Raw genomic sequence first — 11,237 nt, 5'->3', positions numbered from 1 at the left:
CTATTTTAGAGTAAACTTGCTTGCTGGTAACTGTCGAGGAAGGGCAAGGTACTCCTAGACAAAGAAAAATCCCTTGCAAGCTAGGCTTACAGGGGATTTGTGTGTTATTCCTGTACTTCTTTCTGAGCAGCCTTTCCTTGGTCTAAAAGGGCTTGGACGATTTTCTCATCGCGTAGTTTGACAGAATCATTGATCATTTCTGCGGACTTGACGATGCTTGTTTCTAGTTGGGCACGTTTCTGGCGGCCCAATTCAATAGCAGCGACGATACCTTGGTTTTGAGCGACCAGACTTTCAGCCAATTTGGTAACCGATTCGACAGCTACTGTCGGGCTTTGGGCAATTCGTTCCATCTGCGGAATCACTTCCTTACTGGTTTCAGCTAGCATCTGAAGGGCTGAGTTGTTAGCATTGACAATGGCATCTGCCACGACACCTGATTTCATTGATTGTTGCAAAATACCAAGTTGGGCAATCGAAAGTTTCATTGTCGGGATGGTATTGCGACGAAGCATACCCAATTTTTGGCGCATATCAGATGACACCTTCACAAGATTACGCATCTGAGGTGTTGTTGCCCAGGCTACATAAAGACGGCTGACATACTCTGTGTGTTGTTGTTCGAGGGTATTGACCACTTCAGCCATGCGGGCCAATTCTTGAGACTTGGTTTGGTATTCTACCGTACTTGTATCGAGTTGATCAGCTTGAGCTTTCAGTTCTGCAGCGCGATTGCCAGCTTCTGTCTGGCTGGCTTCGATAAAGGAGATCACTCCCACTAGATTTTCAATGGATTTGGTATTGTCTTCAATCAACATCTCAGCAGAGACGATATTTCGAGCTAAGACATCTTCTTGCTTAACCACTGCGGCAGCCATGCCATCGAGTTTTTGCTCCACCGTTTTTGAGTCAAAGTAAAATTCTTGTAGCGTGTTCTTGCTCTTGTTAAACAATCGTTGCAAAAAGTTTGGCTTTTCTTCTAACTCAGCTATTTCAGCGTTCTTGTATTTGACGACAAAGCCTTGCAACTCACGGTTGGTATTCTTAAGTAGATCATCCACTTGGGGAATCTGCAGTTTCTTTTGTTCTGACAAGATACGATTGACCGTATTATTCACACCTTCTACAGCAGATTGTCCAAAATCCAAAAGGGCATTTTGATTGGTGACAAACTGATCTACTAACTGGGGCACGCGCGCCTTGATTCCTTCTTGCTGTTCAAGGCTCAACTTCTCAAGGAAGGTCAAGGTCTTGTCTGAGCCAGTATTGGTCTCGATGATTTGAGTTGTCTTGTCCACCTTAGCTACCGCATTATTGGCAATCTGGTCAATATCAAAATTAAATTCTGTCATGGTTACTCCTTTATTTCTAACCTATTCTCTACGATCTTTTTCTAGGATACGCAGACTGATATCGAAATCACGCATATCTGTTTCATTAAGCTCTCTTAACACTTGGTCCAGCTCGAGGTCAAATTGTTCGATAGCTGCTTTAGCTTGTTGCAAACGTTCTTCTGCTCGATTATAGTTTTTAGGATTGGCCTTAATCTTTAAATAGCCTTCTAAAATCGTTTGGAATTTCTCCATCTTCAAACTATGAATGGCAGTCAACTCTTCCTTATCCCCCTCAGCAGAAGTAGCAATCTTGTCTAAAATGGCCTGATGGTCAATAGCAATATTGGCCAAGGTCTGGGATAATTCAGGGGCTAATTCCTCTGGCTCTGCTTTTTCAAGATCCACTTGACTTTCTCTTTCCAAATGTTCTAACTGAATATTGATGTTTGCTCGAACTGTACGAACCTTTTTATCAATGCGGTTATACACATCATCACCGATATAGAACTTGAGACGATCTGCTTCCTGATGAATTTCTCGCAATTCAATTAATACTTGATTAGCCATATTTTTATAAGATTCTGAACCCTTTTCAGCCAAGGCTCCCTCTAGTTGCTGAATATTTTTATCAGCCTGACGAATCCGAGCTTTTAAAAGTTCAATCTGATCATCGAGAGTACGATCCTTCAAAAGAGGATAGCGCCAACGTCTGTAAAACAGGTAACCACCATAACCCAGCAGAACACAAATCGCTAGAGGTAGCGCATACTGAATCAGAAGACCCAGCAAAAACAAAACTCCCCAAAAATAGAGGCATCCTTTCCAAAAACCATTACCCGATTTCATAAACATTCCTTATTTTAAATTTATAAGTCTATTTTAGCACAAAAGCCCAAAATGCGGGTGGAAATTCCTTAGGAAAGAGTTGATTTCTTTATTGTATAATGGAACTCAGTAGCTCATGTTTTATTTAAGTTGTATAGACTTAAACTACAAGTGTTAGTAATCCAGGCTTACCTAGTGAGTTCTACAAAAAAGTGAAATAAAGGCTTGAAATATCAGGGGTTATGTGTTAAAATTAATCTACAATGTGAGTAAGGTTACAGCATATGTAACTAAAAAAGCCCCACCGTGCCATCGATGGGGTTTTTTGCTACCCTCTAAAAGGGTTAACCATTACTTCTTACGTTTCTTAATCCATAACTTGAAAAGCTCAGATAAGACGTTAATCAGTAACGGAGCTAGAAACACTGTGAGTAAAGTTTCTAACATATGTAACACCTCCCTTCCTTAAATTGAGGGGGCGAAAACATTATATCATACCAGACTCATATCATCAACATCACTAAATTCAATGAAGGAGCTGCAAATGATAATCCCTTAGTTATGGAAAATCTATAAAGCCTAATGTAAGCGCAACCTCGCTGATTCATAGGGATTGTGAATCATAGTATACACCACGAAAATACTGGATGATCACCACTGCTCGATATCTAGAACTGATATATGTATTGATAATTCTGCAATTAAACGCTTCTTGGAATACTTTAAAACAAAGAGTGACAAGTTGAAGAAGTATAAGACTTTTGAGGAACTTGTCGCCGATATCTACTTTTCGTTTTCAAGGGCGCAACACGGGCCTTTCCCCTCTTGAAATGAGGAACAAGGCCCGTGCTTAATCTTTTATTATTCATTGTCAACTTGACAGGGAGCAGTTCATTTGGACTACCTGATTTTCTATGTCTTAAGCATTTTGCCAATTTTCTTGGTCTTCTTTAAAGCGTTTTAGGAGGTCGAGTCCTTCTGGTGTGATGTAGCCTTCTTCTTGTGCTAGGTGGATGAGCTCGCTGTAGTTTGAAAGGGTTACTAGTTTGACACCAGCATCGGCAAAGTTCTTATCTGCTTTTGGTAATTGATAGCTGAAAATAGCCACAACTCCAAGAACATCAGCTCCTTCACGTTTAGCAGCTGCTACGGCTTCAAGAACTGAACCGCCAGTTGAAATCAAATCTTCGACAACGACCATCTTTTGTCCTTGGGCTACACGGCCTTCGATTTGATTTCCAGCACCATGGTCTTTTGGTTTGCTACGGATATAGGCAAATGGCAAGTTCATCTTATCAGCGATGATGGCACCATGAGGAATACCTGCAGTCGCTGTTCCTGCAATCACTTCTACTTCTGGGAATTCTGCCTTAATAGCTTCCACAAAACCATTTTCAATCAAGCTACGAGTATCTGGATAAGCAAGCGTCACACGATTGTCCGTATAAATCGGTGACTTGATACCTGATGCCCAAGTAAAAGGTTCTTCTGGTTTGAGGTAAACGGCTTGAATTTTCAATAGATGGCTAGCAATATCTTTAGCAAGTGTCATGGTCTACTCCTTTTGTTTTTATAATCTATTTCTTTAATTTCAGTCTTGGTTCCACTCATCCTTGATAGCATGATAAGCTGCGACTGGATCAGTTGCTTGAGTGATTGGGCGTCCAACTACGATGTAGTCACTGCCAATCTGGTAAGCTTCTCCTGGGGTTACTACCCGTTTCTGATCCCCTGCTTCTGTCCCTCTTGGGCGAATCCCTGGTGTCAGACAGATAAAGTCTTCATGAGTTGCTTGTTTGATAAGCTTGGCTTCTTGGGCCGAGCAAACGACTCCATCTAGACCAGCTTCAGCTGTTTTCTGGGCATAGTGGATAACCGACTCTTGGAGGCTGGTTTGGATATTTTGACATTCTTGCATTTGTTCCTCCGAGGTTGAGGTTAATTGGGTAACAGCTATGAGAATCCCCTTGTCTCCCAATCCTTCACGCGCTGCTTGCATCATCTCAACCCCACCTGCTGCCTGCACATTGGTCATATCAACTCCCAGGTTCGATAAAATTTTCATGGTTGATTTGACTGTATTGGGAATATCATGCAGTTTGAGATCCAAAAAGACACTATGTCCTAATGACTTCAAATAACGGACAACTTCAGGTCCTACAGCATAGTAGATTTCCATTCCTACTTTGACATAGAGCTTTTCCTCTGCTGGAAATAGGGCTAAGAACTCCTTGGCTTCTTCAAAACTTGGAAAATCCAGAGCTATGACTGGGCGACTTTCACGCATGCGTTTCTCCTCTTATCTTTCTTATCAGCCCAGCTTCCGTCAAAAAGACTACAAAAAAGGAACCTGCCAACAGCAAGGTTCCACGAAAAATGGGTAGAATCCACCCTTTCACCGTCTAACCTTAGCTGCCTCTCTGGACTGCTTTAAAGGTTTTTTACTATTCTATTATTTAAAGCGGGACTTGTCAAGTAAAAACTGGTATACGAAGAACTTTAAAGCCAAGACTCACAATCAAGCAGATAGAATGTTCTCAAGTTTATCGACTCTGTGATTGTTGGGTTGTTTGATTTTGAGTTTGTGTTTGATTCTGAGTTTGATTCCCTTGCTCTTCTTGTTTTTTCTTTTCTTCTTCCTGCTTCTTCTTTTCCTCTTCTTTAGCTTTGATTCTCGCTTCTTCTAAAGCCTTATCCGTCAAGCTATAACTATAGATCCCAACTTCCATATCAATACCGCTTGGAACTGTTAATTGAGGTTTAATCTTGCTATAGTAAGGCAATTTTTTACCTAGTTCTGATAAAGGAACCAAAACCTCATCCGTATCATACATGGTAATTTTGAGCAGATCACTGGTTACACTGCTTGGAGCCAATTCAATCGTTTTGATAGCTTGCTTAATCTCTGGGCTGACTTCAGCCAGTTGTTCAATCAAGGTTTTGACTTGCTGCTCATCGTTAAAGAGTACGGACATATAGGTTTCAGGAAGACTGACTAGACTAACTGGACTGGTTTCCACCGTCCCACTAGAAAGAATCGGATAATGATCCTCTCCAGAAACATAATAGGCTACAATCCCGTATTCCTTGACCTGGATGGTAAAATTGGTCGGGAATTGATAGTGAATGCTCGCAGATTCAATCCAGTGATTGGACTTAATCATCTCAGCATGTTTGTCTTTATTGAGGAGTAGATCAAAGGTATAGTCACTATCACGAATCCCTGAAGCCTCTTTGATTTGGTCTGCATTGGTCTCTACCGTACCAGTGACTTCTATGTTTTTCAAAGTTGAGTATGGCGTCAAAAGATAGATGGAAAAGATCAAGACAAGCAAACTTGGGATTAGAATCGTAACAGCACGCCAGATATGAACACTTGGAATAGAAGGCTTAGCAATCTTTTTCTTAGACTTAGATCTCTTTTCTTCTACTTTTGTTTCTTCAGATTTTTCTTCAGATGTTTCGTCCTCTTCTTCTACTTGTTCTGTCTCAGTAGTTTCCTCCTCATTCTCAGGAGAGGACTGGTCTTCTGCACTCTCCTTCTGCTCTTCAGGATTAGAATCTGAATCCTCTTCTGCCTCAGTATCTTCAGATAAGTCTGACTCTTGTTCTTCCTTGATCTCTTCTTCAGCTTTTTTGCGCAGATATTCACGGTTCTGCTTCTGCCACTCTGATAAGGTGGCTTCTTCTTCGAGAGCTTTTGAAACTTCTTTTTTATTGGCATCTGCTTGGGCCTTTTCTTTGGCTAGTTGGGCCTCTTCTTCAGCCTTTTTTTGAAGATATTCTTGATTTCGTTTTTGCCACTCTGACAATTCCTTGCCTTGAGTTGGCTCTTGTTTCTTATCCTTTGACATCGATTTTCCTTATGATAGATCTTTTTTTAGTAGCGCATAAAAATCCGCCACAGATTTTAATTCATGAGAATTTTTCATCGTGCTCTGGTAGTCTTCTTTGTGGGTCAAAAGCTTGCTTACCTTTTCTTCTAAAGTAGACAAGGTCAAATCGCTCTCTTGCAACTCCTCTGCATAGCCTTTTTTCACAAAGTAAGCTGCATTTTCAATCTGGTCTCCACGGCTAGCTTCACGCCCCAGTGGCACAATGACATGCAATTTAGCCATAGCAAGGAGTTCAAAGATGGTATTGGCACCACCACGAGTAATGACCACATCAGCCATATTCATGAGCGGTTGATAGAGGTCAGTCACATAGTCAACACGATAGAGGTTTGAACTTAGTTCATTTAAACTAGCATCACCTGTCAAGTTGATGATATTATAGCGACTAGTCAGCTCTTCCTTGTGGTCTGTAACTAATTGGTTAAAGACACGCGCTCCAGCAGAACCACCTACAAAGAGAAGGGTTGGTAACTTACTATCGAAGTAAGTTCGGATATCCACCATTTCTTCGGGTTCTTCCATAATTGGACCAGAAACCTTGGTCACGGCTCCAACGTGCTCTACCTTAGTGAGACTAGATGCTTGCTCAAAAGTAGAGTACATCTTGGTCGCAAACTTATAGGCGATTTTATTGGCCAAACCCATAGAGAGGTCAGACTCGTGGATAAAAACTGGTACTCTACATACTCGCGCCGCAATAACAGGAGGAACAGATACAAATCCCCCCTTAGAAAAGAGGGCCTGAGGACGAAGTCGAAGCATGATAAAGAGCGATTGAAAGATTCCAAAAGCAACCTTAAAGACGTCAACCATATTTTGCCATGAGAAATATCGGCGCAATTTCCCAGTTGCAATAGAATGGAAGGTGACGTCCAAACCTGACTTGAGGATTTCATGATGCTCAATTCCGTTCTTATCACCAATATAGTGGACTTCCCAGCCATCTTCGATGAACTTAGGCATTAACAAAAGGTTGAGGGTAACGTGTCCAACCGTTCCCCCACCTGTAAATACTATTTTTTTCATATTATCCCTTTAACTCCGCTACAGTGTCGATAAAAAGATCTCCACGTACTTCAAAGTTAGCATACATATCCCAGCTAGCATTAGCAGGACTGAGGAGAACCACATCTCCTTCTTCCGCAAGTTCAAAAGCCTTGCGAGTTGCGTCAGCAATATCTGTTGCATCCACATAAGCCACACCAGCCTTGTCCGCTGCACGCTTGACACGTTCTGCAGACTGGCCGAGAATAACCATTTTCTTAAGTCCAGTAATATCTGGAACCAATTCGTCAAACTCATTACCACGGTCCAAACCACCAGCAATCAAGATAACCTTGCTATTGTCAAATCCAGACAAGGCTTTTTGAGTTGCTAAGATATTGGTTGACTTACTATCATTGTAGAATTTCACACCCTTTATTTCATCTACGAATTGGAGACGGTGTTTAACTCCTCCAAAGGCTGACAAGGTTTCCTTGATGGTTTCATTGTCAACACCACGAAGTTTAGCAACAGCAATGGTGGCAAGAGCATTTTCCACATTGTGGCTACCCGGAACACCGATTTCATCAGCTGCCATGACTTTTTCACCACGGAAGTATAGATAACCATCTTCAAGATAAGCACCGTCAACCTTTTCAAGGGTTGAGAATGGTACTACAGTCGCGTTTGTCTTTGTAGCAAGCTCTTTAGCTAATTCCTGGTTGAAGTTCAATACTAAGTAATCAGCCGCTGTCATATTGCTTTGAATATTCCACTTGGCTGCCACATAGTCCTCAAAAGAACCGTGATAGTCAATATGGGTTGGCATCAGGTTGGTAATAACAGCAATTTCAGGATGGAATTCCTGGATTCCCATTAATTGGAAAGAAGATAGCTCCATGACAAGAGTATCCTTATCTGTCGCAGTTTGAGCCACCTGACTAGCAGGATATCCGATGTTACCTGATAAGAGACCATTTTGCCCTGCAGCAGTCAGAACTTCTCCAATCATAGTGGTGGTCGTTGTCTTACCATTTGAACCTGTAATACCTACGATTGGTGCTTCTGAGATCAAGTAGGCTAATTCAACCTCAGTCAAAACCGGAATGCCTTTCTCTAGAGCTTTTTCAATCATAGGATTGCTATAAGGGATTCCTGGATTTTTTACCATCAAGGCAAAATCTTCGTCCAACAATTCCAATGGATGTCCACCAGTGACAACCTTGATACCCTCTTCCAAGAGACTTTGCGCAGCTGGATTTTCCTCAAAAGGCTTGCCATCATTCACTGTCACAATGGCACCTAGCTTGTCCAAAAGACGAGCTGCAGATTCACCAGATTTTGCCAATCCTAGGACTAATACTTTCTTATTTTCAAATTGATCAATTCGTTTCATATCTAGAACTCCATTTCTACTCTTACTATTTTACCATTTTTATGAAAATAAAAAAGCCACAAAGGGCTTTCTTATTTGTTTTTGTCCTCGACCAACTATTCTACAGACTTGAGGGCTTCAAGCATATCTACCTTTCGGAGATAATGATTGACAAAAAAGCCTAGGATAGTCAAGATGACACTAACAGCTAGAATTGGGATGAGATACACTTCCCAGCCGACCTTCGGTTGAAAACGGAAGGTTCCAGGTGCAATCATCTGAATGAGAAATTGATGGAGATAATAGCCTGATACCAAACCTACAATCATTCCGATTAGTGACAATATGATGGTCTCCCGATAGATATAAAGGGTCACTTCTTTGTTATGAAAACCAAGAACCTTGATGGTTGAGAGTTCCCTAATCCGTTCAGCAACATTGATATTGGTCAAATTATAGAGAATCACAATAGCCAGTAGCACCGATACCAGCACCAAAATCGCCATGGTATGATTCAAAGAATTGGCAAAACTTTCAAAGAGCTGAATGGTGGAGGCATTTTGAACGAGGCCACTGACAGCCGCCTGATCCATAAATTCTCCTGCAACTCTCTCGGTATTGACTTCACTTTTATCCTTTAGTTGGACTAGATAGGTATTCATCTTAGGAGTTTGACCATAAATTTTCTCATAGGTCGCCTGATTCATATAGACAAAATGGCCTACATAGTGCTCGGTGATAGCACCTACTTTAAAGGTTTTCCCATCGATTGTAAAGTTGTCACCAACAGAAACTCCAGCTAACTGGGCTAATTTTTCTGTCAAAATGACTCCGTTTGATAAGTTCAGTTTTTCCCCATTTTTTTCCAAGAGAACAAAGGGAGCTAGGTCATCTTGATCCGTTACCATGATGGTCACGGTCTGAACGCCAGCTTTACCGGCATAGTCTTCCTCAATCTGTTTGGAAGAAATTAAACGATAGTTTTCAACTTCATCACTTTTCAGTTTTTCCTCTAGCTTAGCCTTGTCAGAATCAGAAGCTCGAGAATTGACAGAGAGAACCATCTGGTATTGTTGCAGATCCTTAAACTGCCTGTCTGCCACTCCAACCACAGAGGATTGAATCCCAAGTCCTGCAAAGAGGAGGGCTACTGAACCAGCAACTCCAAAAATGGTCATCAGCATACGCTGCTTATAACGGAAAATGTTGCGGGCTGTCACCTTCTGAGTAAAACTCAAACGTGACCAGATAAAGGTTATCCGCTCCAAGAGAATTTTAGAACCCTTGACTGGTGGCTTGGGTAGTAATAATTGCGCTGCTTCTTCATGCAACTCTCTGCGAGATACAAGGTAGGCAGGTAGGACACTAGCCACTAAGCTTAGACCCAGAGCTAAGCAACTATAGGTCCAATAGAAATACTGCTGACTCTCTCCAACAATCATTCGCTTAGTAATGATATGCGAAATAGTAGGTGCTAGGATGTAGTGACCAAGCAAAATTCCTAGAAGGGTTCCAAGAGTGCCAGCAACCAGACCATAAATCACAAACTTAGCGATGATATCCTTGCTATGGTAGCCTAAAGCCTTAAAGATACCAGCATTGGTCCTTTCCTCGTCTACAAATCGTGTCATGGTGGTAAAGGTAACCATGGCTGCTACAGCATAGAGAACAACTGGAAAAATATTCCCTACGGCACGAATACTCATGGCCGAATTACTATACATGAGATAACCTTGACCAGTAGGAGAACTCTTGCGATTGTAGACATGATAGGTTGGCTCTGTCAGAGCATTGACTTCATCCTGACTGGTCTGCCATTTAGCCTTTTCGTTAGTAAGATCTGTTTCGGCTTGGCTCAGCTTTTCCTGTTCCTGCTTCAGTTGCTTTTTTGCTTCTTCTAACTGACTAGAGGCTTGACTTTTTTGTGGTTCTGGTAGTTGGCTCACTTGATTTTCTTGAGCTTGTAGACGCGTTTCGATTTCTTGTAGGCGTTTCTTGCCAGCTGTCAAGTTGGTCTCTGCCTCGTCTAGTTGTTTCTTGCCCTCATCAAGGGACTCTTGGGCATCCTTCTTCATTTTCTCTAGCCGCGCTTGTCCATTATCAGCAACTAGTTCCTTGAGAGTTGCTTCTTCTTCCTCTAGCTTCTTTTCGTAATCACTAGAGAAGGGATTGACATCTGTTAGGCTAGCAAAACGTAGGCGGGCAATCGTGTAAACAGAGCTCTTGAAATTTGCTTCAGTTACGACACCATAGGCTGCTAAGTTCCCATTACCACTGGCTGAACTCCCCATATCCGTTTTTGAGAAAATATCTGGAGAGTGGACGAAGCCTGTAATGGTATAACTATCCCGCTTCAACTGAGAATTGCTGCCCTTCTTTTGGCTCAACTGAATGACTTGACCAATCTGATAACGATCTTTCCAAAAATCCGCCAAGGCCAACTCATCTTCTTTTTCAGGCAAACGACCTTCCGTTACTTGAAATTTTGAAATCTTTTCAGTATTTGAAAAGATCCGTATGGCATCTTCACTGTTTGCCAAAGTCAAATCTGTCATATAGCCAAATTCAACATCTGCTCCTGATAGAGTTTGCAATTCTTCCTGGTCTGCCTGATCTAGACCGTAATCTGCTATGACGGTCATATCTGCCACATTAGTATCTTTCAGATAAGTCCAAGCTGTTCGCTCCATATTGGGACTGGCTACTTTGAGACCAACCACGGCTAAAGAACCTAACATCATCAGAGTTAGGATGGATAAAAACCGTCCTTTTGAACCTGTGAAAGACTGGAGCAGGTCCTTCCAATATGTCTTTCTTTTCATT

General features: G+C 41.7%; 8 protein-coding genes. All 8 read right to left on the bottom strand.

Annotation, left to right across the window (positions count from 1 at the left end; translation table 11 throughout):
• Positions 1 to 104 precede the first annotated feature (104 nt).
• Positions 105 to 1,352, bottom strand: a complete 1,248-nt coding sequence (locus tag TZ96_RS05460; RefSeq protein WP_045763224.1) for a toxic anion resistance protein — start codon at positions 1,350 to 1,352, stop codon at positions 105 to 107.
• Positions 1,353 to 1,373: 21 nt separating this feature from the next.
• The gene (locus tag TZ96_RS05455; protein ID WP_045763223.1) at positions 1,374 to 2,180 is read right to left on the bottom strand and encodes a membrane protein; all 807 of its coding nucleotides are present in this window, start codon (positions 2,178 to 2,180) and stop codon (positions 1,374 to 1,376) included.
• Positions 2,181 to 3,078: 898 nt separating this feature from the next.
• Positions 3,079 to 3,711 carry an orotate phosphoribosyltransferase gene (pyrE, locus tag TZ96_RS05450; protein WP_045763222.1) on the bottom strand — a complete coding sequence of 211 codons (633 nt, stop codon included), beginning with the start codon at positions 3,709 to 3,711 and terminating at the stop codon, positions 3,079 to 3,081.
• A gap of 39 nt (positions 3,712 to 3,750) precedes the next feature.
• Positions 3,751 to 4,446 carry an orotidine-5'-phosphate decarboxylase gene (gene pyrF, locus TZ96_RS05445; protein WP_045763221.1) on the bottom strand — a complete coding sequence of 232 codons (696 nt, stop codon included), beginning with the start codon at positions 4,444 to 4,446 and terminating at the stop codon, positions 3,751 to 3,753.
• 256 nt (positions 4,447 to 4,702) lie between these two features.
• Positions 4,703 to 6,013, bottom strand: a complete 1,311-nt coding sequence (locus TZ96_RS05440; RefSeq protein WP_045763220.1) for an FtsQ-type POTRA domain-containing protein — start codon at positions 6,011 to 6,013, stop codon at positions 4,703 to 4,705.
• Positions 6,014 to 6,022: 9 nt separating this feature from the next.
• Positions 6,023 to 7,081: a UDP-N-acetylglucosamine--N-acetylmuramyl-(pentapeptide) pyrophosphoryl-undecaprenol N-acetylglucosamine transferase gene (locus tag TZ96_RS05435; protein ID WP_045763219.1), complete on the bottom strand. Its 1,059-nt coding sequence runs from the start codon at positions 7,079 to 7,081 to the stop codon at positions 6,023 to 6,025.
• Between the two features lies 1 nt (position 7,082).
• Positions 7,083 to 8,435, bottom strand: coding sequence for a UDP-N-acetylmuramoyl-L-alanine--D-glutamate ligase (murD, locus tag TZ96_RS05430; RefSeq protein WP_045763218.1), 1,353 nt, complete (start codon positions 8,433 to 8,435; stop codon positions 7,083 to 7,085).
• A gap of 95 nt (positions 8,436 to 8,530) precedes the next feature.
• On the bottom strand, positions 8,531 to 11,236 hold the full coding sequence (locus TZ96_RS05425) for an FtsX-like permease family protein (protein WP_045763217.1): 2,706 nt from the start codon (positions 11,234 to 11,236) through the stop codon (positions 8,531 to 8,533).
• Position 11,237 lies beyond the last annotated feature (1 nt).

This window comes from Streptococcus infantis, assembly GCF_000963255.1.
Lineage (GTDB): Bacteria > Bacillota > Bacilli > Lactobacillales > Streptococcaceae > Streptococcus > Streptococcus nidrosiense.
Note: the sequence above shows the minus strand (reverse complement) of the source record. Positions and strands in the feature narration are given on the sequence as shown.

Bases quoted from the DNA above. Each gene is read 5' to 3' on its own strand.
- TZ96_RS05435 (WP_045763219.1), bottom strand. From the start codon at position 7,081: ATGAAAAAAATAGTATTTACAGGTGGGGGAACGGTTGGACACGTTACC.
- TZ96_RS05440 (WP_045763220.1), bottom strand. From the start codon at position 6,013: ATGTCAAAGGATAAGAAACAAGAGCCAACTCAAGGCAAGGAATTGTCA.
- TZ96_RS05460 (WP_045763224.1), bottom strand. From the start codon at position 1,352: ATGACAGAATTTAATTTTGATATTGACCAGATTGCCAATAATGCGGTA.
- pyrE (WP_045763222.1), bottom strand. From the start codon at position 3,711: ATGACACTTGCTAAAGATATTGCTAGCCATCTATTGAAAATTCAAGCC.
- murD (WP_045763218.1), bottom strand. From the start codon at position 8,435: ATGAAACGAATTGATCAATTTGAAAATAAGAAAGTATTAGTCCTAGGA.
- TZ96_RS05425 (WP_045763217.1), bottom strand. From the start codon at position 11,236: ATGAAAAGAAAGACATATTGGAAGGACCTGCTCCAGTCTTTCACAGGT.
- pyrF (WP_045763221.1), bottom strand. From the start codon at position 4,446: ATGCGTGAAAGTCGCCCAGTCATAGCTCTGGATTTTCCAAGTTTTGAA.
- TZ96_RS05455 (WP_045763223.1), bottom strand. From the start codon at position 2,180: ATGAAATCGGGTAATGGTTTTTGGAAAGGATGCCTCTATTTTTGGGGA.